The following is a 23306-nucleotide window of genomic DNA, read 5'->3' as shown; positions in this document are numbered from 1 at the left end:
CACGTGCGCGCTTCGATGCCGCGCGGTGCGCGGCGCTTATGAATCATCGAGTCGATCATCGAGTCAGCGGCGTTCAAACCGCGCCGCGTTTGGCGAGCCATACATCGACGCGCGCCACGGCGCCTTCCAGCGCCGATTCCAGTTCCGGCGTCTGCGCCATGCTGCCCCACAGCAGACGGTCGGCGGCGAACGCTTTCAACGGATCGGGCGCCTCGAAGAAAGCACGCGCGACACGCTCATCCATTACGCCGTCCTGATACGTATAGGGCAACTTGCCGGCGTTCCAGCGATCGAGAAAACGGAAGAACAGGGCGGGCAGCATGGCCGTCGCCGCGGGCGTGACGCCGCGCTCGAAACATTCCGACAACGTCGGCGCGATAAATCCGGGCAGCTTGGAAAAGCCATCTGCCGCGACGCGCTGGTTCGTGTCCTGGATATAAGGATTGCTGAAGCGTTCGAGCACCACGTCACGATAGCGTTCGAGATCGAGCGGACTCGGCGTGAGGCACGGAATCACGTCTTCGGTCACGTACTCGTAGGCGAACTTGTTGATGTCCGCGTCGAGCGTGCCTTCGTGAATATAGTTCAGCCCGACCAGCGTGCCCGCCCATGCGATGCAGCTATGCGTCGCGTTGAGAATGCGGATCTTCGCCTCTTCATACGGCATGACCGAGTCGACCAGTTCCGCGCCGACTTTTTCCCATGCCGGGCGTCCGGCGATAAAGTTGTCTTCGATCACCCATTGGATGAACGCTTCGCCCATGACCGGAACGGCGTCGTCGACACCGGTGGCGGCCTTGACACGCTCGCGCACGTCCGGCGTGGGACGCGGTGTGATGCGGTCGACCATCGAACTCGGACTGGCGGTGTTGTCGTCGAACCATTGCGCCAGTTCGCTGGCGCCGCGCCGTTCGAGAAACTCGCTCATGCCCGCGTGGAAGCGCTCGCCGTTGCTGCGCAGGTTGTCGCACGTCTGCAGCGTGACCGGGCCCGCGCCGGCTTTCATGCGCGCGTCGAGAATCGCGGCCAGCGCGCCGTAGATGGTGGTGTGGCCGCCTTCGAGGTCGGCTGCGAGATCGGGGTTGGCGGTGTCGAGCTCGTCCTGCTCGTCGAGGTAATAGCCGCCTTCGGTGACGGTGAACGCGATGATCTTGCAGGCCGGGTCCGCGCCTGCTTCGATCAGCGCGTCGAGACTTTCGGTCCACGGCACGACGCGCTCGATCGAACGAATCGTCTCGTACGCGCGCTCACCTTGAGGCGTCACGGTCTCGAGCGTATAGACGCCGTTTTGCGCGGCGAGCGCTTCGAGCACCGCGTTCATGTCGCTGCGAATATTGCCGACCGTCAGCGACCAGTGCGGCTCGCCCGCCACCTTGGCCTCGTTCAATCGATGCAGATACCACGCCTGATGCGCGCGATGAAACGATCCCGCGCCGATGTGCAGGATCACGTGTGCGGCCGCGCCGCTGTCTTGCCCGCTGTTCATGTGCGTCTCCTGAATGTCCTTGCTCGCACGGCTCGTAGCGTGCGTTTTTTCTTGGGTTGGAGCATTTGCTCTGCATGTGAGCGAATGATCGTACCCGGCGAAACGAAAGTCAAGGCGACAAAGTACGGTTTTTTGTGGCGCAGCGCCGCGCAGCGGGGCTTTTCGGCGCGATGGGTAGTCCGCCGCAGTGTGATGGACGCGTGTTGCCGAGCGTATTGCATTGCATCAAATTTGACATTGGCCGCGCCAGGACTAACCCGAATGCAAAAAAGTATCGGTCCGCGGTTTCATTTCTAGTGGTGAATAGCGCGCCGGAAGACTACTTTTGCTATACAAGACGAAGACTAGCGGCGCACGAGGCGGCCGCTTCATGGAGACAGACAGTGCAACCCGATCTCGAACTCGTGGCCGTACGTCGTGACGAATCGTTCAAAGTATGGTCGCATGGCTATCCGTACCGTACGGTGCGCTGGCACTTTCATCCGGAATACGAAATACATCTGATCGTGGCGACCACCGGCAAGATGTTCGTCGGCGATCACATCAGCAACTACACGCCCGGCAATCTCGTGTTGATGGGGCCGAACCTGCCGCACAACTGGGTGAGCGATGTGCCGGAGGGCGAGACCATCGCGCAGCGCAATCTGGTCGTGCAATTCGGGCAGGAGTTCGTGTCGGGCTGCATCGACAGTTTTCCGGAGTGGCGTCAAGTCGAAGCGCTGCTTGCCGATTCGCGCCGCGGCATCTCGTTCGGCGCGCAAACGAGCGCGGCAATCCAGCCGCTGTTCCTCGAATTGCTGGCGGCGCGCGGCCTGCGCCGGCTGGTTCTGTTCATGTCGATGCTCGAAATCCTGATGAACGCCGAGGATCGCGAGACGCTCGCGAGTCCGGCTTATCAAGCCGATCCAACCAGTTTCGCGTCGACGCGCATCAATCACGTGCTCTCGTATATCGGCAAAAACCTCGCGAACGAATTGCGCGAGTCGGACCTTGCGCAACTCGCGGGCCAGAGCGTCAGCGCGTTCTCGCGTTATTTCCGCCGTCATACCGGGCTGCCGTTCGTGCAGTACGTGAACCGCATGCGAATCAATCTCGCGTGCCAGTTGCTCACCGACGACGACCTGAGCGTGACGGATATCTGTTTCAAGGCGGGCTTTAACAACCTGTCGAATTTCAACCGGCAGTTTCTCGCGGTAAAGGGCATGGCGCCTTCGAAATTCCGTCACTATCAGCAACTGAACGACGCGAGTCGCGACGCCTCCGAAGAAGCCGCCGCCCGCGGCGTGGGTATCGACGACGCCCCCGCCATCGTGCTCGCGCCGGGTCTGCCGCGCAGCGCCGCCGCTTATCCACCGACGTAGTCCCAAGCCCAGGCTTACCGCCGAAGCGTTTTATTTCACCTGCGTTTCAACACGTATCGCGCTGTCCCACGACAGCGTGAGGGACGTGCTCACTTTTAATAACGGAGACAACCATGACGCAATCCCTTTCGAAGCCGACCTCGTTGAAGACTTTCGCACGCAGCACGGCGGCACTGGCGACGCTCGCTTTCGGCTTGTCGTTCATCGCCGCGCCGGCTGCGCAAGCCGCGCCGCTGAAAATCGGCATGACGTTTCAGGAGCTGAACAACCCGTACTTCGTGACGATGCAAAAAGCGCTGAACGACGCGGCTGCTTCCATCGGCGCAACGGTTGTCGTCACCGACGCGCACCACGATGTCAGCAAGCAGGTTAGCGACGTGGAAGACATGCTGCAGAAGAAGATCGACATCCTGCTCGTGAATCCGACCGATTCGACCGGCATCCAGTCGGCGGTGACCTCGGCGAAGAAAGCCGGCGTGGTGGTGGTCGCCGTCGATGCGAACGCCAACGGTCCGGTCGATTCGTTCGTCGGTTCGAAGAACTACGACGCGGGCGAGATGGCTTGCGAGTATCTGGCGAAGTCGATTGGCGGCAGCGGTGAAGTGGCGATTCTCGACGGCATTCCGGTCGTGCCGATTCTCGAACGCGTGCGGGGCTGCAAGGCGGCGCTCGCGAAAGCGCCCGGCGTGAAGCTCGTGGATACGCAGAACGGTAAGCAGGAACGCGCAACCGCGTTGTCCGTCACCGAGAACATGATTCAGGCGCATCCGAATCTGAAGGGCGTGTTCAGCGTGAACGACGGCGGCTCGATGGGTGCGCTCTCGGCGATCGAATCGTCGGGCAAGGACATCAAGCTGACCAGCGTCGACGGCGCGCCGGAAGCGATTGCCGCGATCCAGAAGCCGAATTCGAAGTTCGTCGAAACGTCCGCGCAATTCCCGGCCGACCAGGTGCGCATTGCACTCGGCATCGCGCTCGCGAAGAAGTGGGGCGCCAATGTGCCGAAGACCATTCCTGTCGACGTGAAGATGATCGACAAGAGCAATGCCAAGGGTTTCAGCTGGTAAGCCGAATGTCCGTTGTCGCGTCGAGTAAAAGCGAAAAGCGCGGCAACGGACAGCAGAGGAGGACCCGATGGACACGATACTCAAGCTCGACAACATCACCAAAAGTTTTCCAGGCGTGAAGGCGCTGCAAGGCATTCACCTGGAGATCGAGCGCGGCGAGATTCATGCGCTGCTCGGCGAAAACGGCGCCGGCAAATCGACGTTGATGAAAATCCTGTGCGGCATCTATCAGCCGGACGAAGGCACGATCACGATTGAAGGCGAGGCGCGTCATTTCAGCAACTATCACGACGCGGTGGCGGCCGGCGTCGGCATCGTGTTTCAGGAGTTCAGCCTGATTCCGTATCTGAACGCGGTGGAGAACATGTTTCTCGGCCGCGAATTGAAGAATGGCTTGGGCCTGCTCGAACGCGGCAAGATGCGGCGCGCGGCGGCGGCGATTTTTCAGCGGCTCGGCGTGACGATCGACCTGTCGGTGCCGATTCGCGAACTCTCAGTGGCGCAGCAGCAGTTCGTCGAAATCGGCAAGGCGCTCTCGCTGGAGGCGCGCATTCTGATTCTGGATGAGCCCACCGCCACGCTCACGCCCGCCGAAGCCGAGCATCTGTTCGCCATCATGCGCGAACTGAAGCAGCAGGGCGTCGCGATGATTTTCATCTCGCACCACCTCGAAGAGATTTTCGAGGTATGCGACCGCATTACCGTTCTGCGCGATGGCCAGTACGTCGGCATGACCGAGGTTGCGCAATCCAATGTGGGGCATCTGGTGGAAATGATGGTGGGGCGCCGCATAGAAAACAGCTTTCCGCCGAAGCCGCCGCTGCGTGCCGACGCGAAGATCGTGCTCGATGTCGAGAAGCTTCAGTTGCTCAAGGACAGCCCCGTGTTGAGCTTTACGCTGCGTGAAGGAGAGATTCTCGGCTTCGCGGGACTGGTCGGCTCGGGACGCACGGAAACCGCGCTCGCTGTGATCGGCGCGGATCCCGCTTACGTGAAGGAGATTCGCATCAACGGTACGGCGGCCAAATTATCCGATCCCGCCGATGCGTTACGCGCCGGCGTCGGCATTCTGCCCGAGAGCCGCAAGACCGAAGGCCTGATCACCGACTTCTCGATCAAGCAGAACATCTCGATCAACAACCTCGGCAAGTATCGCTCGTTGCGTTTCTTCATCGACCAGCGCAGCGAAGCGCGCGCGACCGCCGACATCATGAAACGCGTGGGCGTGAAAGCACCAACCATGCATACGGAAGTCGCGACACTCTCTGGCGGCAATCAGCAGAAAGTAGTGATCGCGCGCTGGCTGAATCATCACACCAACATCCTGATCTTCGACGAACCGACGCGCGGCATCGACGTCGGCGCCAAAGCCGAAATCTATCTGCTGATGCGCGAACTTACCGCGCGCGGCTACTCGATCATCATGATCTCGTCCGAACTGCCGGAGATCGTCGGCATGTGCGACCGCGTCGCCGTGTTCCGTCAGGGCCGCATCGAAGCGATGCTCGAAGGCGACGCGATCGACTCGAACGCCGTGATGACCTATGCAACTGCCGGCTCTCGTGGAGCAACACATGAACACCCCTAATCCTTCTTCTTCACCCAAGACCTCCACTGTCAACAGCGATACGCCGGGCGCGCCGGTGCGTTTCACGTGGGCCGCATTGAAACGCTCCACGCTGTTCTATCCGTTCATCGGCTTGCTGGTGGTCTGCATCGTGATGGTGTTCGCGAGCGATAGTTTTCTCTCCGGGGCGAACATCGAGAACGTGCTGCGCCAGGTGTCGATCAACGCGATCATCGCCGTGGGGATGACGTGCGTGATTTTGACCGGCGGTATCGATCTTTCCGTGGGCTCCGTCATGGCGCTGGCGGGCACGCTCGCCGCGGGCTTGATGGTGGCCGGCATGAATGCGGTCGCCGCTCTGGCAATTGGTATTGCAGTCGGCCTCGGCTTCGGCGCGGCGAACGGTTTTTTCGTGGCCTTTGCCGGCATGCCGCCGATCATCGTCACGCTCGCGACGATGGGCATCGCGCGTGGCCTCGCGCTGATCTACACGGGCGGCTATCCGATCGACGGCTTGCCGGACTGGGTGAGCTTTTTCGGCAGCGGCAAGATTCTCGGCGTGCAGGCGCCCGTCGTGATCATGGCGGTGATCTATGTGATCGCGTGGGTGCTGCTGGAGCGCATGCCGTTCGGCCGCTATGTCTATGCGATCGGCGGCAACGAACAGGCCACGCGTCTATCCGGCGTGCGCGTGGCGCGCGTCAAGCTGATCGTCTACACGATCGCCGGTTTGACGTCCGCCTTCGCCGCCATTGTGTTGACCGCGCGTTTGATGAGCGGGCAGCCGAACGCCGGCGTCGGCTTCGAACTCGACGCCATCGCCGCCGTGGTGATGGGCGGCACGTCGATCTCCGGCGGCCGCGGTTCGATCATCGGCACGTTGATCGGCGCGCTGCTGCTCGGTGTGTTGAACAACGGCCTGAACATGGTCGGCGTGAATCCGTATGTGCAGAACGTGATCAAGGGCGGAATCATTTTGCTCGCGATTTACATCAGCCGCGACCGCAGAAAGTAATTCTTCAACGACTTCCACTTTTAAGCAGGACCATGCAATGACGACTCAATCCACAGACCACGATCAGCAGAACATGACAGCCATCGTCTGTCATGCACCGAAAGACTATCGCGTCGAACAGGTGTCGAAACCTCGCGCGGGTGCGCACGAACTGGTGATCCGCATTGCCGCGTGTGGGATTTGCGCGAGCGACTGCAAATGTCATTCGGGCGCGAAGATGTTCTGGGGCGGCCCGAGCCCGTGGGTGAAAGCGCCGGTGATTCCGGGTCACGAGTTCTTTGGTTTCGTGGAAGAAATCGGCGAAGGCGCGGCCGATCACTTCGGCGTGAAAATGGGTGACCGCGTGATCGCCGAACAGATCGTGCCGTGCGGCAAATGCCGCTATTGCAAATCCGGCCAGTACTGGATGTGCGAGGTGCACAACATCTTCGGCTTCCAGCGCGAAGTCGCCGATGGAGGCATGGCCGAATACATGCGCATTCCGCCGACGGCGATTGTCCACAAGATTCCCGACGGCATTTCGCTGGAAGACGCCGCGATCATCGAGCCGCTCGCCTGCGCGATCCACACGGTCAATCGTGGCGAAGTGCAACTCGACGATGTCGTGGTGATCGCCGGCGCCGGTCCGCTCGGTTTGATGATGACGCAAATCGCGCATCTGAAAACGCCGAAGAAACTGGTGGTGATCGATCTCGTCGAAGAGCGCCTTGCGCTCGCCCGCGAGTACGGCGCCGACGTGACGATCAACCCGAAACAGGACGACGCGCTGGCGATCATCCATTCGCTCACGGACGGTTACGGCTGCGATGTGTATATTGAAACCACGGGTGCGCCGATCGGCGTGAATCAGGGCATGGACCTGATTCGCAAGCTCGGGCGCTTCGTCGAGTTTTCGGTGTTCGGCGCGGATACGACGCTGGATTGGTCGGTGATCGGCGATCGCAAGGAACTCGACGTGCGCGGCGCGCATCTCGGACCGTATTGCTATCCGATTGCGATCGATCTGCTGGCGCGCGGGCTGGTTACATCGAAAGGCATTGTCACGCACGGCTTTTCGCTGGAAGAATGGGACGAGGCGATCAAGATTGCCAACTCGCTCGATTCGATCAAGGTGTTGCTGAAGCCGCGCGCCTGAGCGTCGAACGCGGTCGGAGTACGAGCGGCATCTAAACGGAGACAGTATGGATTACGTCATCGGCGTCGATATCGGCACGCAGAGCACCAAGGCGCTGCTGGTCGATCAGCACGGCGCGATCGTCGCGCAGCATGCGTCGAGCTATCAGCCGGATACGCCCAAGCCGCTGTGGGCCGAACAATGGCCCGCGGTCTGGTTGAAGGCGGTGGTGGAGTGCATCGCTGCATGCGTTGCCAAGGCGAAGGAGGCGGGCGTCGCGGCGAAGTCGATTAAAGCCGTCTGCGTGAGCAGCCTGTATGGTGGTTCCGGTATTCCGGTGGATAGCGAGATGCGGCCGCTGTATCCCTGTTTGATCTGGATGGATCGGCGCGCCACTGAGCAGGTCGAATGGGTGCGCAACAACGTCGATCTCGAACGGCTCTATACGATCACCGGCAACGGCGTGGATAGTTACTATGGCTACACGAAAATGCTGTGGCTGCGCGATCACGAACCCGACGTGTGGTCACATACGCGATATTTCCTGCCGCCGAATGCGTACGTGATTTACATGCTGACTGGTGAGGTGGCGGTCGATCATAGTTCGGCGGGCAATATCGGCGGCATCTACGACATTGGCAAACGCGACTGGTCCGACGAAGCGCTCGACATGCTCGGCATTCCCGCGACGATGATGCCGGAGCGGCTGGTCGAATCGTCGGACGTGGTAGGCGGCTTGCTATCGCAGTGGGTCGAGCAGCTCGGTCTCGACGCGGGCACGGCGATCGTCGCGGGTGGCGTGGACGCTGCGATGGCGACATTCGCGGCCGGCGTCACGCGCGCCGGGCAACATGTCGCGATGATCGGCACGAGCATGTGCTGGGGCTATATCAACCAGACCGTCGACGCGCGGCATGGCTTGATCAGCATGCCGCATGTGTTCAATGGTCAGCGCGATATTTATGTGTTCGGCGGGGCGATTACGGCGGGCGCGTCGGTGACCTGGTATCGCGAGCAGTTCTGTCACGCGGAGATCGAGGCCGCGCGCGCGACGCCGCATGGCGATCCGCATCGCTTGCTGGAAGAGTCGGCAGAGAAGGTGCCGGCCGGCTCGGATGGCGTGATGTTTCTGCCGTATCTGATGGGCGAGCGTAGCCCGGTGTGGGATGCGAAGGCGAGTGGTGCGTTCGTCGGGCTGAGCCTGTTTCATACGCGCGCGCATTTGTATCGCGCGGTGCTGGAGGGCGTCACGTTTGCGTTGAAGCACAACATCGAGGCGGGGCGCAAAGGCGCGCAGTCACTGGACGACAAACTGATCGTGGTGGGCGGCGCCGCGCATTCGGATCTGTGGATGCAGATTATCGCGGACGTCACCGGGTATCCGGTTTATACCATCGAGCAGGACGTGGAGGCGGCGATGGGGGCTGCTTTGCTGGCGGCTGTCGGTGTCGGGCTGGTGTCGCGTGAAGAGGCGCAGAGCGGATGGGTCACGCTGGTTGAACGCGCGGAGCCGAACGCACAACGCATGGCGTTGTACGAGCAACGGTTCGGCGTTTATACGGATTTGTACCCGGCGTTGAAGCCGGTCATGCATCGGTTGCAGACATCATGAACGCTACTTTCGATTTTTCTGGTCGGTCGATTCTTGTGACGGGTGCCTCGAGCGGGATTGGGCGCGCGACGGTCGAGGCATTGTGTGCGTCGGGCGCGAATGTGGTGGCTGCCGCGCGCAATGTGAGTGAGCTTGCGCGGTTAGCGGAGGAAACGGGCTGCGAGCCTTTGGTGCTTGATGTGAGCGATGAAGCGGCTATCGATGACGCGTTAGGTTCGCTCGATGTGTTCGATGGGCTCGTGAATTGCGCGGGAATTGCGTTGCTTGAACGTGCTGTGGACACGACCGGTGCCAGTTTTGATCGGGTGATGGCGGTGAATGCGCGGGGCGCCGTGCTGGTGGCCAAGCATGTGGCGCGGGGGATGATCGATGCTCAACGCGGTGGCAGTATTGTTAATGTTTCCAGTCAGGCCGCGCTTGTCGCGTTGGATGATCATTTGAGTTATTCGGCTTCCAAGGCTGCGCTCGATGCTGTTACACGGGCTCTGTGTGTTGAGTTGGGGCCGTTCGGGATTCGGGTTAATAGCGTGAATCCTACGGTTACGTTGACGCCTATGGCGGTGCTGGCCTGGAGTGATCCGGTTAAGCGGGATCCCGCGCTTAAGGCTATTCCGTTGGGGAGGTTTGCTGAGTCTGCTGAGGTTGCGGCGCCGATTTTGTTTTTGTTGAGTGGGGGGGCTTCTATGATTAGTGGGGTTTGTTTGGCTGTTGATGGGGGGTATACGGCTAGGTGAGTGGTTCTTTGCGTTTGTGGTGGGGTGTTTGTCCGTCTGTCTGTGGTCCTAAGTTTTTGGCCTTTCCTTGATTTGTTTGTGGTCTATTAGCGTTGTCCCTGTGCGGGGCGGCACCTACTTCTCTTTGCCGCCGCAAAGAGAAGTAGGCAAGAGAAAGCGGCTCACACCGCTAGTTCTTAAGCGGGTCCCCCGCGCAGTCGCGGTAGTGGTGCATCTGGAATCTGTGCTCTCGCACATTCGGCGCCTGTGACACAGCAGTCATTCTTCCCGCCTCGCGCTGTGCGCTCGCCGGGACGGTTTGCTTCAAACAGGCGGTTGTGTTGCGGCGTCGTGGGTCCACCGGCTTCGCCTCGGTAACGCCACAATCGCGGTCATTTTTTTAGAGGCCCGGGCGCTGGATCAATCTCGCGTCGCTGTACGAGATACTCGCAAATGCGTGGATTTTGAATGCAGGGATTTTCTAACGCGAAAGTGTCCGCAAAGCCGGAAGCCATTAACGGCATCCCGCCGAGGCGAAGCCGACGGCCCTCACCGCGCACAAGCGCAACCGCTGGTTTGAAGCAAACCGTCCCGGCGAGCGCGCAGCGCGAGGCGGGAAGAATGAGTGCTTTGTCACTCACGCGGAGTGTGCGAGAACACAGATTCCAGATGCACCACTACCGCGACTGCGCGGGGCACCCGCTTAAGAATTAGCGGTGTGAGCCGCTTTCTCTTGCCTACTTCTCTTTGCGGCGGCAAAGAGAAGTAGGTGCCGCCCCGCACAGGGGCAACGCTAATAGACCACAAACAATTCAAGGAAAGGCCAAAACATTAGGATGACAGACAATAGAGTCCGCGAGGAAAAACCCCCAACTACAACATAGTCCGAACATGCCAAAGCTCCGGAAACAAAACCACATCCAACATCTTCCGAAGATAAGTAGCCCCACTAGTCCCGCCGGTCCCTTGCTTAAACCCGATAATCCTCTCAACAGTGGTCACATGCCTGAATCGCCACTGCCGAAAGGCATCTTCAAGATCCACAAGCTCCTCAGCCATTTCATACAGCTCCCAATGCTGGGAAGGATTCCGATAAACCTCCAACCAGGCCGCTTCAACAGAAGCATCATGCACAGTAGGCTGAGTCCAATCCCTCTCCAGCCTGGCGGCAGAAATAGCAAACCCGCGCCGAGCGAGCAACCGAACAACTTCATCATAGAAGGAAGGCGCTTCCAGCGAAGCCTTAACCTCAGCCAACACATCAGCCCGATGCGCATGCGGCTTCAGCATCTGCTCATTTTTATTACCGAGCAAAAACTCAATCTGCCGATACTGATAAGACTGAAACCCGGAAGAACTTCCCAAATAAGGCCGCATAGCCGTGTACTCAGACGGCGTCATAGTCGCAAGAACACTCCAGGCCTGCACGAGCTGCTCCATGATCCGCGACACGCGCGCGAGCATCTTGAACGCCGGCGGCAACTCATCCCGATGCACGGCCTGCAGCGCCGCCCGCAACTCATACAACGCGAGCTTCATCCACAACTCGCTAGTCTGATGCTGAATGATAAACAGCATCTCGTTGTGATCCGGCGACAACGGATGCTGCGCATCCAACACCGTCCCCAGCGACAGATAATCGCCATAACTCATCGACTCAGAAAAATCGAGCTGCGCATCATGCCAGCCGTCGCCCGAATCGGCGGCCGGGGTAGCCACACTAGAAGCAACAGCCCCATGCCCGAACGGACATCCCTGCGCAGGCTTTTCTTCCGGCAGCCCCGGTGTTTGCATGTGATCGGTCATCGCGCGCTCCTCAGGTCACTGCGCCGCGTGCGGCGAATTCAGGTGCCCGCCAGGTTTCCTTCACGAGCACCTCGCGCAACGTTTCCACCGCATCCCATACATCGACAAAACGCGTATACAGCGGCGTAAAACCGAACCGCAACACATGCGGCTCACGATAATCACCGATCACCCCACGCGCAATCAGCGCCTGCATCACCTCATACCCATGCGGATGCTCGAAGCTCGCATGCGACCCACGCTGCGCATGCTCACGCGGGGTGACGAGCGTCAACGGAAATTCACTGCAACGCGCTTCGACCAGTTCGATGAACAGATCAGTCAACGCCAGCGACTTCTTGCGCACCGCCTGCATGTCGGTTTGCAAAAACACATCGAGCCCGCACTCGACGAGCGACATCGACACCATCGGCTGCGTGCCGCACAAAAAGCGGCCGATGCCATCGTCAGGCTGATACGCCGGATCCATCTTGAACGGCGCGCGATGTCCCCACCAGCCCGACAGCGGCTGCGCGAATTCGTTTTGATGACGCTTAGGCACCCACACGAACGCAGGCGAACCCGGCCCGCCATTCAGATACTTATACGTGCAGCCCACCGCATAATCCGCGCCGACGCCATTCAGATCGACCGGCACCGCGCCCGCCGAATGCGCCAGATCCCACAGCGCGAGCGCACCCTTGTCGTGGATCAGCTTGGTGAGCGCAGCCATGTCGTGCATGTAGCCGGTGCGGTAGTTCACGTGCGTGATCATCGCGATGGCAGTGTCGTCGCCGATCGCGGCGGGCAGTTCTGACGGATCGTCGACGAGGCGCAGTTCATAACCGCGGTCGAGTTGCTCGATCAAACCTTGCGCGATGTACAGGTCCGTCGGGAAATTCGAGCGCTCGGAAACGATCACGCGACGCTTCGGATCCCGCTCATTCGCGACCCGCACGGCCGCCGACAGCAGTTTGAACAGATTGATCGAAATCGTATCGGTGACAACCACTTCGTTTTCCGCCGCGCCGATCAACGGCGCGAGCTTGTTGCCGAGGCGGCGCGGCAACTCGAACCAGCCCGCGGTGTTCCAGCTGCGGATCAGGCCTTCGCCCCATTCAGCGCCGATCACGGTCTGTGCGCGCTGCGCGGCGGCCGCGGGCGGCACGCCCAGCGAATTACCATCGAGATAGATGGTGGTCGACGACAGCGCGAACTGGTCGCGCAACGTCGCGAGAGGATCGGCGCTGTCGAGCGCCAGTGCTTCGTCACGGTGGTTCATGGTGATTCCGTCAGTCAGATGGAGATGTTCATTGCGATTCCGGCAGCGCGCGCAGGATCGCGCGCACCGGGCTTGCGTCGAGTGTGGTCAGCTTGAGCGGCAGCGCGATCAGTTCGTAGTCGCCGGGCGCGACGTCGTCGAGAACGATGCCTTCGAGAATCGCCATGCGATGCGTGCGGATCCGGTGGTGCGCATCCATCGTCTTCGATTCCTGCGGGTCGAGCGAGGGCGTGTCGATGCCGATCAGCTTCACGCCGCGTGCCGCCAGCAGGTCGATGGTGTCCGGCGCAACAGCGCAGAAAGCGCTGTCCCACGCTGCGGTCGGCGCGTTTCTGTAAGTGCGCAGTAAGACTCGCGGCGGCAGGTCGTCGAGCGAGCCGCTCAGGTGTTGTGGCGTCACAACAGGCGATGCGCCGATGCAATGAATCACGCGGCATCGGCCGAGGTACGCGTCGAGCGGCACTTCGCCGATGGCCACGCCTTCGGCGTCATAGTGCAGCGGGGCATCGGTGTGCGCGCCGGTGTGCGGCGACAGCGTCAGCCGCGCGACGTTGACGGGCGAGCCCGCCTCCATGCGCCACACGCGCTCGATGCCCACCGGCGTGTCGCCGGGCCAGACGGGCGTGGCGGTATCGACGGCAGGGGTGATGTCCCAAAGTGTTGGCATAGTCGCATCGGCGGTTTGTGTCTATCCGGGAATGATAGGTGGCTTGCCGCGAAATGTGATTGCGAAAAAATCTCCTTCTGCGCCGTGTCTTGGAACATAATTTGATTCAAACGGGAAAGGGAGACCGAATATGAACGCGATCTCGCTCGACGCCACCGATTGCCGTATCTTGACGGTGCTTCAGCAAGAAGGACGGATCAGCAATCTCGACCTCGCGGAGCGCATTTCGCTCTCGCCGTCAGCCTGTCTACGACGCCTGCGCCTGCTCGAAGAGCAGGGCGTCATCGAACACTACCGCGCGTGTCTTAATCGAGAAGTGCTGGGTTTCGAACTGGAAGCGTTCGTGCAGGTGTCCATGCGCAACGACCAGGAGAACTGGCACGAGCGCTTCGCGGAAGCGGTGCGCGACTGGCCGGAAGTGGTCGGCGCGTTCGTCGTGACCGGCGAGACGCACTATCTGCTGCGAGTCCTCGCGCACAATCTCAAACATTATTCGGATTTCGTGCTGCAGCGTCTCTACAAGGCGCCGGGCGTGATGGATATTCGTTCGAATATCGTGCTGCAGACGCTCAAGGAAGATTCGGGCGTGCCGGTTTCGCTGGTGAAGAAAACCGGTGGGCATAGCGCCGCGCACAACGATCGCTGATTGGGCGCGCCGGCGCGTTCAAAGCGCGTCGAGTCGGTGAAACAAGCCGTTCTGAAACACCAGCGGTGACATCTTCGCGGCATTCTCGTGCACGCCGCAACGCTCCACTTCGCCGACAAAAATCACGTGGTCGCCTTCGTCGTAACGGCTGCGGTTATGGCATTCGAACCAGGCAAGCGCGCCGTCGAGCACCGGCATGCCGGTGTCGCCTTCCGCGTGCGAAACGCCTTCGAAGCGATCGCCCTTCACGGTCGCAAAGCGCTTGCACAAATCGAGCTGCGACGAAGCCAGCACATTGACCACGTAGTGACTGTTGGCGCGAAACACCGGCATCGACGCCGAACGCGTGGCCAAACTCCATAGCACGAGCGGCGGATTGAGCGAAACCGAATTGAATGAGCTGGCCGTGATGCCGATCAACTGGCCGGACGCCGCGCGCGTTGTAATAACGGTGACGCCGGTGGCAAATTGGCTGAGCGCCTGTTTGAAGGCGTTCTGGTCGAAGTTGGGCGGGCTGGCGTGCTTCATCGGGCGCCGGTCCCTGGCGCAAACCGGGGGAGCGCCGGGCTGAACCCATCTCGCGTGCCGCTGGAAACAAATGATTCGAAAGTCATAGTGAAAATCGTCGATTTGCCCCAATTTTAACTGCAATCGCGGCGGATCGGCCGCGACCCGAGCCGGTGAATGAAAAAGCCGCTAAGCTGGAAGGCTCGGATGGTGGCATGAGCGTTGCGGCGAACCGTGGACCGGCATCGGCCGACTATGTGTTTGAAGGAGCGAGCAGCATGAGTCAGACAGGCGAAGTCGCCACTCTGGGTGGCGGGTGTTTCTGGTGCCTCGAAGCGGTGTACCTGGGCGTCGACGGCGTGAACGCGGTGGAGTCGGGCTACGCGGGCGGCCAGACCCAGCGTCCGACCTACGAGCAGGTGTGCGACGGCGAAACCGGCCATGCCGAAGTCGTGAAAATCGACTTCGATCCGGCGAAGATCAGCTATCGCGAGATTCTCGATATCTTCTTCGCGATCCACGATCCGACGCAGTTGAACCGGCAGGGCAACGACGTCGGCACGCAATACCGCTCGGTGGTCTTCACGCATTCCGACGCGCAGCGGGAAACGGCGCTGCAGGCAATTCGCGAGATCGGTGAACAAGGTATTTACGACGGCCAGATCGTCACACAAGTGCTGCCGCTCGACGGCAATTACTGGCCCGCCGAGGCTTATCACCAGAACTATTTTGCGCGGCACCCGAATCAGGGCTACTGCTCGTTCGTAGTGGCGCCGAAAGTGGCGAAGTTCCGTCAGCAGTTTGCTCACCGGATCAGGGCGAGCTAACGGCATGAGCGGCGACTTGCGCGTTACTCAGGCGCCGGAGCCAGGCGGCTGCTCGTTCTCTTCAGATGACGGAGGCTCGTGATCGTCGTGCTCATGTTCATGAGCGAGCCGTGCATACGCGTCGATGATCGCCCGCGCCAGCTCCACACAACTCAGCGGCGCCGAGCCTTCCGCTTTATTGTTGATCGCGATCACCACCGGCTGGCCGGCCAGCGCATAGCGCGCGGCCAGTTCGGCGAGTGACGCGCGGGTCGCCGGGTCCTCATCGACCAACTGGTTGAACGGTTCGTACTTGGCCTTCGCCTGTTCGTATTTGAAGCCGCCGTGCAGGCTCCAGCGCACGATCAGCGGCCCGGCCGGTTCACCGTCCAGCAACGCAAGCGCCGCGGCCTGACGCAACGGATCGGGCATGCGCGCATGAATCCCGACGCAATAGCGCACGCCCGCCGTTTTGAGCGTACGGATGAAGCGCGGCGTAAGCAGGCTCGCATCACGGATTTCGATCGCGTAGCAGGCGCTGTCCGGCAACTTCGGCAAGGCCATCAGAAATTCGGCCAGCCGTTCGATGAACACCGCCGGCTGCGCGAGCATCTGATCCGGCAGCGGCGAAAGCTGGAACACGAGCGCGCCGGCTTTGGCGCCGAGCCCTTCGAGACAAGGCGTGACGAAATCGTCGATCGCCATTTGCGCGTTCAGAAAGCACGGATTCATCGAGACCGGTTCGCCGCGTTCGGCGCGCACGGTGGCGTCGGTGATCGTCATCGGGGCTTTCACGATGAAGCGGAAATGCTCGGGCACCTGCTGCGCGTAACGCAAATACTCGGTGACCGTGAGCGCCTGATAAAACGACCGGTCGATGCTGACCGTCTTCAGCAGCGGATGCGCGCCGTAGGCCGTGAGGCCCTCACGCGACAGTTTGCTGTTGCTGTACTCGTCGCCATAGACGATACCGTTCCAGCCCGGAAACGACCAGGTCGAAGTGCCGAGGTGGATTTGCGACGGTAGTTGCGCCGCCAGCGCGAGAAGTTCGGGCGAGGGCGGGGCGGCGACGATTTCGCGAACGCGGCGTTTTGTGGGGGCGTTGGCGGAGGCGGGCGCGGTAATGGTTCCGGGCACGGGGACGGTGTTGGCTGGCGCTACGGCATCGTCCTCCTGCCACAAAGAGCCGACGTCTCGGGCCTTTATCGCGCGCGGCTGACGCTGGCGCTCGGGCGGCGTCGCGGTGGCGGGTGGCGCGGATGCGTTAGCTGGCGAGCTTGCCTGTTCGACGCTCTGCTGATTCTGCCGAGCGGCGTCAGCGTCCGCCCCAGCGGCTACGGCGGTCGCAGCAGTGCCAGTGGCCCCGCTCGTCCCACGCGACGACTTCACCGCGCCATCGCCCTTTGCCGTCGCCGTATCTACCGGCATCCCGAACAGATCGAACTGCACGCCTTCGCCATCGGCGCGAGCTTCGCTCTCGAGCGGCTGTTCAACTTCGCTTGTCCCGCTTGGGTCCATCGGTGTTCGACCTGCTGTTCAAGGGTTTGCGCCACGTCGCCCGCTCATGCACGGCGCCGCGGCGCAACCGTATCACAGCGGTTTGTCGTACATGAAGCGGCGCGACCACGGCAGGGTTTTCGCGCTGCGGCCGGCTTTGCGGCAGACCACCTGGTAGATCGAGACGTCGTCGTTTTCGAAAGCGTAGGCGCAACCGGCGAGGTACACGCGCCAGATGCGGAATTTCTCGTCGTCGACGAGCTTGCGGGCTTCTTCCGCATGCGCTTCGAAATTCTCCGCCCAGATGTCCAGCGTGTGCGCATAGTGACGGCGCAGGCTTTCGACGTCAACCGCTTCGAGCCCGCCGCGCTGCATCGATTCGAGCGCGAGACTGATATGCGGCAGCTCACCGTCCGGAAACACATAGCGGTCGATGAATTCGCCGCCGCCGAGCGCGGTCTCGCCGCTGTCCGAATCGCTCGACGTAATGCCGTGATTCATGGCGATGCCGTCGTCGACCAGCAGGTCGCGGATTTTCTCGAAGTAGCCCGGCAGATTCTTGCGGCCCACGTGCTCGAACATGCCGACGCTCGTGATGCGATCGAATTGCCCTTCGACGTCGCGATAATCCTGCAGACGAATCTCGATCTGGCCTTCCAGACCCGCCGCTTTCACGCGTGCGGTAGCGAGATCGAACTGGTTCTGCGAGAGCGTGACGCCCACACACTGCGCGCCGAACTTCTGCGCCGCGCGCAGCACGAGCGCGCCCCAGCCGCAGCCGATATCGAGCAGGCGCTGCCCGGGTTGCAACTGGATCTTGGTGAGGATGTGGTCGATCTTCTTGATCTGCGCGGTAGGAAGATCTTCGTCGCCGTTCTCGAAGTACGCACACGAGTACACCATGTTCTCGTCGAGCCACAGCTTGTAGAACTCGTTCGAGACGTCGTAGTGATACTGGATCGCCTTCTTGTCCGAGGCTTTCGAATGATTGAAGTAGCGCCGCACGCGCGCCAGCTTGCCCGCGCTGGTGACGGTATTGCGCGCCAGCTGGTAGCCGATATTGATGATGTCCGACAGTTTGCCTTCAATGTCGATCTTGCCCTTCACGTACGCCTCGCCGAGATTGTCGAGGCTCGGTTCGAGCAGATAGGGCAGCGCCGTCGCGCTTTTGACATGTAGTGTGACCTGGGGCGCCGCGAACTGCCCGAAGTCATGTTGCTGACCGTCCCACAGCACGAGGCGTGCGGGAACGTTAGCCCTGGTTTTTACCTCTTCCACCCACTGCGCCAGCTTCTTCTCCCAGAACATGTGATCTCTCCGTGTCCGTTGAATTAAAGCAAAGCCTGTGTGGATCGCAGCTCCGTGCGGCGCGACTCCCATGCCGCGAGTTGCCATCCGGCCGCCGCGCGCTGCTGCGTTGGCAACGCGGTTGCGGCGTTGTATTTCGATTCAAGGCGATAGGCGGGAGATTTGCCAGTCGCTGTGTTCGTCTGAGCGCGTGTAGAGCAAGCGGTCGTGAAGGCGTGACGGCCGGCCCTGCCAGAATTCGATTGCTTCGGGCACCAAACGATACCCGCCCCAGTGCGGTGGGCGCGGTGGCTGGTCGCCGTATTGCAAGCTGATTTCGCGTTCGCGTGTTTCGAGCTGCGAACGGCTTTCAATTAGCTGACTCTGATTCGAGGCCCATGCACCGATGCGTGAACCGAGCGGGCGCGATGCGAAATACGCGTCGCTTTCTTCCGCGCTGGTTTTGACGATGCGGCCTTCCACACGCACCTGGCGTTCGAGTTCGATCCAGTAGAAAAGCAGGCTGGCGTACGGATTGGCGGCCAGTTCACGGCCTTTACGGCTTTCGTAATTGGTGAAGAACACGAAGCCCCGCTCGTCGACGCCCTTGATCAGGACAATACGCGCCGACGGCCGGCCACGCGAGTCGACCGTGGCCAGCGTCATGGTATTCGGTTCGGGCAATTTGGCGTCGACCGCTTGTTGAAACCACGTATCGAATTGACGAAACGGGTTACGGTCGATATCGGCAACGTCCAAAGAACCCAGCGAATAGTTTTTTCGAAGTTCGGCGAGTGAGGTCATGTTCTTATGCGAACGCTACAGTTCAATCAGTATAGCTAAGCCGCTAATTTTTTGCCTGCAACCACATCAAGGTCCGGCGCGGTGCGCTATGCATGCCGGCGTATGTGGCTCTCGGTGCCGCGCTGTTCGCGGCGATGTACTTCGACGCCTTCAGGCAAAATACGGGGTTGCGTACGCCTTTGCGTCGCCACTTCGTGTTTTTGCCTGATCACCGAGCCCTGCCATCATGTCCAGCACCACCGCGCAAACCGATCTTACTACCAGCCTCGACGGGAAAGAAACCGCTGACCGTGAGCGGCGTTTCGGCGGCATCGCGCGTTTGTACGGCGCGCCGGCGCTCGCCGCGTTCGAAGGCGCGCACGTCGCGGTGATCGGCATTGGCGGCGTCGGGTCGTGGGTGGCCGAGGCGCTAGCGCGCAGCGCGGTCGGCACGCTGACGCTGATCGATCTCGACAACGTCGCCGAGAGCAACACTAACCGGCAGATCCACGCGCTCGACGGCAACTACGGAAAACCGAAGGTCGAAGCCATGGCCGAACGCATTGCGGCGATCAATCCGTTTTGCGACGTGCGCCTGATCGAGGACTTCGTCGAGCCGGATAACTTCGAGTCGACGCTCGGTGGCGGCTTCGACTATGTGATCGATGCGATCGACAGTGTGCGCACCAAGACCGCGTTGATCGCATGGTGCGTGGAGAAGAAGCAGCCGTTGATCACGATCGGCGGCGCAGGTGGCCAACTCGACCCGACGCGCATTCGCATAGACGATCTGGCGCTGACGATCCAGGATCCCTTACTGTCGAAAGTGCGCGGACAACTGCGCAAACAGCACGGTTTTCCGCGTGGCCCGAAGGCGAAGTTCAAGGTGAGCGCGGTGTATTCCGACGAACCGTTGATCTACCCGGAAGCTGCCGTTTGCGATATCGACGAGGAGGCCGAGCACGTCACCACGTCGCCGGGCCACACCGGGCCGGTCGGTTTGAACTGCGCGGGATTCGGTTCGAGCGTGTGTGTGACGGCGAGCTTCGGATTTGCTGCAGCCGCGCATGTGCTGCGGGCATTGGCGAAGCAGGCGACGGCTTGAGGTGATTCGCGCCGCGACGAGTGCCGCGGCGCATTCAGGCGCGGCTCGGGCGCCGCGCCTGAATATCGATTGATCCAGTCAGATCAGAACAACGAAGCGCTCAGCTTGCGCCGCCATTGCGACACCAGTTCCGGCTGATGCGCGGCCAGATCGAATACCGACAGCATCGTCTTACGGCCGATATCGTCGCGGAACGTACGGTCGCGTTGCACGATCGCCAGCAAATGTTCGAGCGCTTCCGCGTATTTGCGGCGCGCGATAAACGCGCTGGCCAGATCGAAACGCGCTTCGAGATCGTCCGGGTCGGCCGCGACCTTCGCTTCCAGCGCATCGGTGGGCGGCAGATCCGCGGCGGCGTCCACGGCGTCGAGGCGTGTCTTGATCGCGTTGAAACGCGCGTCGATACCTTGAGTCGTTTTCGGCGACAGCAGATCGACTTCGTTGCGCGCTTCGTCGAGACGATTGTCTTCGAGCAGCATTTCAATGCGATCCATGCGCGCTTCGTCGAAACCCGGGTCGTAGGCGAGGGCGGCTTGCAGCGCGTCGTACGCATCTTCGCGGCGGCCTTCGGCCAGCGCGGCTTGCGCTTCGAGACGCGCGGCGTCCGCGCCTTGCGGCACGAGCCGCTCGATAAACTCGCGCAACTGTCCTTCCGGCAGCACGCCGACGAACTGATCGACCGGCCGGCCGTCGGCAAAAGCCATGACGTGCGGAATGCTGCGCACCTGGAAGTGCGCGGCCAGTTCCTGGTTCTCGTCTACGTTCACCTTCACGAGCTTCCATTTGCCGGCGGCTTCGGCTTCGAGCTTTTCCAGCATCGGGCCGAGGGTCTTGCACGGGCCACACCAGGGCGCCCAGAAATCGACCAGCACGGGGGCCAGTGTCGACGCCGTGATGACGTCCTGTTCGAAAGTGGCCAGAGTGGTGTCCATTGCGTCCTCGTCGATAAAACGGTCTGTTGACTATTTGGGGCCGAACACCGGGGATTCAATGCTGCCCGAACCGCTTGCGCTCATTGGCGATGCTTATCTGCGCTGCTTACGTGCGCAGCTAATTTGCATGGCTCATTTGCGCTCGGGCAGCGGAATCCATTCGGTTTCGCCCGGCACCTTGCCCATTTCCTGATTGGTCCACGCCAGCTTCGCGGCTTCGATTTTCTCACGCGAACTGGCAACGAAATTCCACTCGATGAAGCGCTCGCCATCCAGCTTTTCGCCGCCGAGCAGCATGACACGCGCGCCGTGGGTGCTCGCCAGCGTCACCGTTTCGTCGAGCGCGAGCACCGCCATCTGGCCGACTTCGAGCGACGTGCCGTCGATCTCCAGATCGCCGTCGACGAGATAGACACCGCGTTCCTCGTGTTCCGGTTCGAGCGCGAAGGCGCCGCCCGGCGCGAATTCGCCGGCCACATAGAGCGTGCCGGAGAACGTCGCGACCGGCGAGGTTGCGCCGAACGCCGTGCCCGCGATCACGCGCAGCGTGACGCCGTTGCGCTCGACCACCGGCAGCGTGTCGGCGGCGTGATGCGCGAACGACGGCTCGATCTCTTCGTCGTCGAGCGGCAGCGCGACCCACGTTTGAATGCCGTGCATGGTCTGGCCGCTCGCGCGGTCCTCGTCCGGCGTGCGCTCGGAGTGGACGATGCCGCGCCCGGCCGTCATCCAGTTGACGTCGCCGGGGACGATTTTTTGCATCGAGCCCAGGCTGTCGCGGTGCATGATCGCGCCTTCGAACAGATAGGTCACCGTGGCCAGACCGATATGCGGATGCGGCCGCACGTCGAGGCCCACGCCCGGTTCGAGAGTGGCCGGGCCCATGTGATCGAAGAAGATGAACGGGCCGATCAGGCGCGCCGCCATGGCCGGCAGCACGCGCCGCACGCTCAGACTGCCGACGTCGCGCAGATGCGGTTTGAGGACTGCTTTGATCGAGGAGGACATGGCAGGCTCGGTTGGAATGGTGGGCAGGGATTTTTGTTCAATGGACGATTCTACTGCGCTGAGCCTAACGACGACGGCTCGGCGACATGTCGGCGCTCCGGGAATCCGTAGCGCGGGGCGGTGCCGGACGCTGCCGCCTCCGCTAAACTGCCGGATCGAACAATCAATTGGAGTCCGGCATGTCGCCGAAGGATTTGCTGCTCGCGATGATCGTAGTCGTCGCGTGGGGCGTCAATTTTGTCGTGATCAAGGTGGGGCTGCACGGCGTGCCGCCCATGCTGCTCGGCGCGCTGCGCTTTGCGCTCGCTGCCGTGCCGGCGGTGTTTTTCGTCAAACGGCCCAATTTGCCGTGGCGCTGGCTGATCGCGTACGGCGCGACGATTTCGTTCGGCCAGTTCGCGTTCCTGTTCTCGGCCATGTATGTCGGCATGCCGGCCGGACTGGCCTCGCTGGTGTTGCAGGCGCAGGCGTTCTTCACGCTGATTTTCGCCGCGATGTTCCTGCACGAGCGGTTGCGTTTGCCGAATGTGGTGGGTTTGCTGGTCGCGGCGGGCGGCCTTGCCGTGATCGGCGTACAAGGCGGCCATGCCATGACACTGGCCGGATTTGTCCTCACCTTGTGCGCCGCGTGCTCGTGGGCGCTTGGCAACATCGTCACGAAGAAGGTCGGACGGGTCGATCTCGTCGCGCTGGTGGTGTGGGGTAGCCTGATTCCGCCGCTGCCGTTTTTCGCGCTGTCGTACGCGCTCGAGGGTCCGCAGCGGATCGCCGCGGCGCTGTCCGGCATCAGCGCGACGTCGATCTTCGCCATCGTGTATCTCGCGTTTATCGCCACGCTGATCGGCTACGGATTGTGGAGCCGTCTGCTGTCGCGCTATCCGGCGAGCCAGGTCGCGCCGTTTTCGCTGCTGGTGCCGATTGTCGGGCTCGCGTCGGCGTCGCTGTTTCTCGACGAGCAACTATCCGCGGCGCAGATCGCAGGCGCTTTGCTGGTCATGGCGGGGTTGGCCGTGAACGTGTTCGGCGGCTGGGCCGTGCAGCGGTTTTCACTCACGCGCTGAGCGGC

Annotated in this window: 21 protein-coding genes; 11 read left to right on the top strand and 10 right to left on the bottom strand. The window is 61.5% G+C overall.

The genetic code is table 11. The annotated features are described in order from the left end of the window. Positions 1 to 73: 73 nt before the first annotated feature. Positions 74 to 1486, bottom strand: coding sequence for a D-arabinitol 4-dehydrogenase (dalD, locus tag BPHYT_RS16075; RefSeq protein ID WP_012434199.1), 1413 nt, complete (start codon positions 1484 to 1486; stop codon positions 74 to 76). A gap of 383 nt (positions 1487 to 1869) precedes the next feature. On the opposite strand from dalD, the gene BPHYT_RS16070 reads away from it, so the two are divergent. The 7 genes from BPHYT_RS16070 (at position 1870) to BPHYT_RS16040 (ending at position 9956) form a co-directional block, all read left to right on the top strand. Further along, positions 1870 to 2847: an AraC family transcriptional regulator gene (locus BPHYT_RS16070; RefSeq protein ID WP_012434198.1), complete on the top strand. Its 978-nt coding sequence runs from the start codon at positions 1870 to 1872 to the stop codon at positions 2845 to 2847. A 113-nt stretch (positions 2848 to 2960) separates the two neighbouring features. Continuing rightward, entirely contained in the window at positions 2961 to 3914 is a 954-nt protein-coding gene (locus BPHYT_RS16065) for an ABC transporter substrate-binding protein (RefSeq protein ID WP_012434197.1), read from the top strand. A gap of 67 nt (positions 3915 to 3981) precedes the next feature. Next, positions 3982 to 5502, top strand: coding sequence for a sugar ABC transporter ATP-binding protein (locus BPHYT_RS16060; RefSeq protein ID WP_012434196.1), 1521 nt, complete (start codon positions 3982 to 3984; stop codon positions 5500 to 5502). After that, positions 5489 to 6496, top strand: a complete 1008-nt coding sequence (locus BPHYT_RS16055; RefSeq protein WP_012434195.1) for an ABC transporter permease — start codon at positions 5489 to 5491, stop codon at positions 6494 to 6496. The genes BPHYT_RS16060 and BPHYT_RS16055 overlap by 14 nt, the downstream gene beginning before the upstream one ends. Before the next feature lie 37 nt (positions 6497 to 6533). Next, positions 6534 to 7631: an erythritol/L-threitol dehydrogenase gene (locus tag BPHYT_RS16050; RefSeq protein ID WP_012434194.1), complete on the top strand. Its 1098-nt coding sequence runs from the start codon at positions 6534 to 6536 to the stop codon at positions 7629 to 7631. Between the two features lie 46 nt (positions 7632 to 7677). Beyond that, positions 7678 to 9222 carry an FGGY-family carbohydrate kinase gene (locus BPHYT_RS16045; RefSeq protein ID WP_012434193.1) on the top strand — a complete coding sequence of 515 codons (1545 nt, stop codon included), beginning with the start codon at positions 7678 to 7680 and terminating at the stop codon, positions 9220 to 9222. After that, complete coding sequence (locus BPHYT_RS16040; protein ID WP_012434192.1) at positions 9219 to 9956, top strand: SDR family oxidoreductase; 738 nt, start codon at positions 9219 to 9221, stop codon at positions 9954 to 9956. The genes BPHYT_RS16045 and BPHYT_RS16040 overlap by 4 nt, the downstream gene beginning before the upstream one ends. A gap of 852 nt (positions 9957 to 10808) precedes the next feature. Here BPHYT_RS16040 and kynA read toward each other — a convergent pair. From kynA to kynB, 3 genes are read right to left on the bottom strand one after another with little or no spacing between them, the layout of a single operon-like run. Next, entirely contained in the window at positions 10809 to 11741 is a 933-nt protein-coding gene (gene kynA / locus BPHYT_RS16035; RefSeq protein ID WP_012434191.1) for a tryptophan 2,3-dioxygenase, read from the bottom strand. A gap of 10 nt (positions 11742 to 11751) precedes the next feature. Beyond that, positions 11752 to 13002, bottom strand: a complete 1251-nt coding sequence (gene kynU / locus BPHYT_RS16030) for a kynureninase (protein ID WP_012434190.1) — start codon at positions 13000 to 13002, stop codon at positions 11752 to 11754. 28 nt (positions 13003 to 13030) lie between these two features. Further along, complete coding sequence (gene kynB, locus BPHYT_RS16025; RefSeq protein WP_012434189.1) at positions 13031 to 13669, bottom strand: arylformamidase; 639 nt, start codon at positions 13667 to 13669, stop codon at positions 13031 to 13033. A 130-nt stretch (positions 13670 to 13799) separates the two neighbouring features. On the opposite strand from kynB, the gene BPHYT_RS16020 reads away from it, so the two are divergent. Beyond that, positions 13800 to 14315, top strand: coding sequence for an Lrp/AsnC family transcriptional regulator (locus tag BPHYT_RS16020; RefSeq protein ID WP_012434188.1), 516 nt, complete (start codon positions 13800 to 13802; stop codon positions 14313 to 14315). Positions 14316 to 14333: 18 nt separating this feature from the next. Here BPHYT_RS16020 and BPHYT_RS16015 read toward each other — a convergent pair whose 3' ends face one another. Beyond that, on the bottom strand, positions 14334 to 14843 hold the full coding sequence (locus tag BPHYT_RS16015; protein WP_012434187.1) for a flavin reductase family protein: 510 nt from the start codon (positions 14841 to 14843) through the stop codon (positions 14334 to 14336). A gap of 257 nt (positions 14844 to 15100) precedes the next feature. On the opposite strand from BPHYT_RS16015, the gene msrA reads away from it, so the two are divergent. Further along, entirely contained in the window at positions 15101 to 15649 is a 549-nt protein-coding gene (gene msrA, locus BPHYT_RS16010) for a peptide-methionine (S)-S-oxide reductase MsrA (protein ID WP_012434186.1), read from the top strand. A gap of 27 nt (positions 15650 to 15676) precedes the next feature. On the opposite strand, the gene BPHYT_RS16005 is transcribed toward msrA, so the two are convergent. The 3 genes from BPHYT_RS16005 to pdxH form a co-directional block, all read right to left on the bottom strand. Continuing rightward, positions 15677 to 17146 carry a DUF72 domain-containing protein gene (locus tag BPHYT_RS16005; RefSeq protein ID WP_012434185.1) on the bottom strand — a complete coding sequence of 490 codons (1470 nt, stop codon included), beginning with the start codon at positions 17144 to 17146 and terminating at the stop codon, positions 15677 to 15679. A 72-nt stretch (positions 17147 to 17218) separates the two neighbouring features. After that, complete coding sequence (locus BPHYT_RS16000) at positions 17219 to 18433, bottom strand: SAM-dependent methyltransferase (RefSeq protein WP_012434184.1); 1215 nt, start codon at positions 18431 to 18433, stop codon at positions 17219 to 17221. A 141-nt stretch (positions 18434 to 18574) separates the two neighbouring features. Further along, on the bottom strand, positions 18575 to 19216 hold the full coding sequence (pdxH, locus tag BPHYT_RS15995) for a pyridoxamine 5'-phosphate oxidase (protein WP_012434183.1): 642 nt from the start codon (positions 19214 to 19216) through the stop codon (positions 18575 to 18577). A gap of 226 nt (positions 19217 to 19442) precedes the next feature. On the opposite strand from pdxH, the gene tcdA reads away from it, so the two are divergent. Then, positions 19443 to 20300 carry a tRNA cyclic N6-threonylcarbamoyladenosine(37) synthase TcdA gene (gene tcdA / locus BPHYT_RS15990; protein ID WP_012434182.1) on the top strand — a complete coding sequence of 286 codons (858 nt, stop codon included), beginning with the start codon at positions 19443 to 19445 and terminating at the stop codon, positions 20298 to 20300. Positions 20301 to 20383: 83 nt separating this feature from the next. Here the strand turns inward: tcdA and trxA are convergent, their stop codons facing one another. Continuing rightward, a complete protein-coding gene (trxA, locus tag BPHYT_RS15985) occupies positions 20384 to 21232 on the bottom strand; it encodes a thioredoxin (protein WP_012434181.1) in 849 nt (282 codons plus the stop codon). 132 nt (positions 21233 to 21364) lie between these two features. Continuing rightward, a complete protein-coding gene (locus BPHYT_RS15980) occupies positions 21365 to 22240 on the bottom strand; it encodes a pirin family protein (protein ID WP_012434180.1) in 876 nt (291 codons plus the stop codon). 179 nt (positions 22241 to 22419) lie between these two features. On the opposite strand from BPHYT_RS15980, the gene BPHYT_RS15975 reads away from it, so the two are divergent. After that, on the top strand, positions 22420 to 23301 hold the full coding sequence (locus BPHYT_RS15975) for an O-acetylserine/cysteine exporter (protein WP_012434179.1): 882 nt from the start codon (positions 22420 to 22422) through the stop codon (positions 23299 to 23301). Positions 23302 to 23306 lie beyond the last annotated feature (5 nt).

Source organism: Paraburkholderia phytofirmans PsJN (genome assembly GCF_000020125.1).
Classification (GTDB): Bacteria; Pseudomonadota; Gammaproteobacteria; order Burkholderiales; family Burkholderiaceae; genus Paraburkholderia; species Paraburkholderia phytofirmans.
This window is presented reverse-complemented; position numbering and strand designations above follow the sequence as displayed.

Excerpts from the sequence above, each read along its gene's own strand:
- kynB (WP_012434189.1), bottom strand. The coding sequence starts at position 13,669 with ATGCCAACACTTTGGGACATCACCCCTGCCGTCGATACCGCCACGCCC.
- BPHYT_RS15980 (WP_012434180.1), bottom strand. The coding sequence starts at position 22,240 with ATGTCCTCCTCGATCAAAGCAGTCCTCAAACCGCATCTGCGCGACGTC.
- kynA (WP_012434191.1), bottom strand. The coding sequence starts at position 11,741 with ATGACCGATCACATGCAAACACCGGGGCTGCCGGAAGAAAAGCCTGCG.
- kynU (WP_012434190.1), bottom strand. The coding sequence starts at position 13,002 with ATGAACCACCGTGACGAAGCACTGGCGCTCGACAGCGCCGATCCTCTC.
- BPHYT_RS15975 (WP_012434179.1), top strand. The coding sequence starts at position 22,420 with ATGTCGCCGAAGGATTTGCTGCTCGCGATGATCGTAGTCGTCGCGTGG.
- BPHYT_RS16045 (WP_012434193.1), top strand. The coding sequence starts at position 7,678 with ATGGATTACGTCATCGGCGTCGATATCGGCACGCAGAGCACCAAGGCG.
- BPHYT_RS16065 (WP_012434197.1), top strand. The coding sequence starts at position 2,961 with ATGACGCAATCCCTTTCGAAGCCGACCTCGTTGAAGACTTTCGCACGC.
- tcdA (WP_012434182.1), top strand. The coding sequence starts at position 19,443 with ATGTCCAGCACCACCGCGCAAACCGATCTTACTACCAGCCTCGACGGG.
- BPHYT_RS16020 (WP_012434188.1), top strand. The coding sequence starts at position 13,800 with ATGAACGCGATCTCGCTCGACGCCACCGATTGCCGTATCTTGACGGTG.
- BPHYT_RS16050 (WP_012434194.1), top strand. The coding sequence starts at position 6,534 with ATGACGACTCAATCCACAGACCACGATCAGCAGAACATGACAGCCATC.
- msrA (WP_012434186.1), top strand. The coding sequence starts at position 15,101 with ATGAGTCAGACAGGCGAAGTCGCCACTCTGGGTGGCGGGTGTTTCTGG.
- trxA (WP_012434181.1), bottom strand. The coding sequence starts at position 21,232 with ATGGACACCACTCTGGCCACTTTCGAACAGGACGTCATCACGGCGTCG.
- BPHYT_RS16000 (WP_012434184.1), bottom strand. The coding sequence starts at position 18,433 with ATGTTCTGGGAGAAGAAGCTGGCGCAGTGGGTGGAAGAGGTAAAAACC.
- BPHYT_RS16040 (WP_012434192.1), top strand. The coding sequence starts at position 9,219 with ATGAACGCTACTTTCGATTTTTCTGGTCGGTCGATTCTTGTGACGGGT.
- dalD (WP_012434199.1), bottom strand. The coding sequence starts at position 1,486 with ATGAACAGCGGGCAAGACAGCGGCGCGGCCGCACACGTGATCCTGCAC.
- BPHYT_RS16055 (WP_012434195.1), top strand. The coding sequence starts at position 5,489 with ATGAACACCCCTAATCCTTCTTCTTCACCCAAGACCTCCACTGTCAAC.
- BPHYT_RS16005 (WP_012434185.1), bottom strand. The coding sequence starts at position 17,146 with ATGGACCCAAGCGGGACAAGCGAAGTTGAACAGCCGCTCGAGAGCGAA.
- pdxH (WP_012434183.1), bottom strand. The coding sequence starts at position 19,216 with ATGACCTCACTCGCCGAACTTCGAAAAAACTATTCGCTGGGTTCTTTG.
- BPHYT_RS16060 (WP_012434196.1), top strand. The coding sequence starts at position 3,982 with ATGGACACGATACTCAAGCTCGACAACATCACCAAAAGTTTTCCAGGC.
- BPHYT_RS16015 (WP_012434187.1), bottom strand. The coding sequence starts at position 14,843 with ATGAAGCACGCCAGCCCGCCCAACTTCGACCAGAACGCCTTCAAACAG.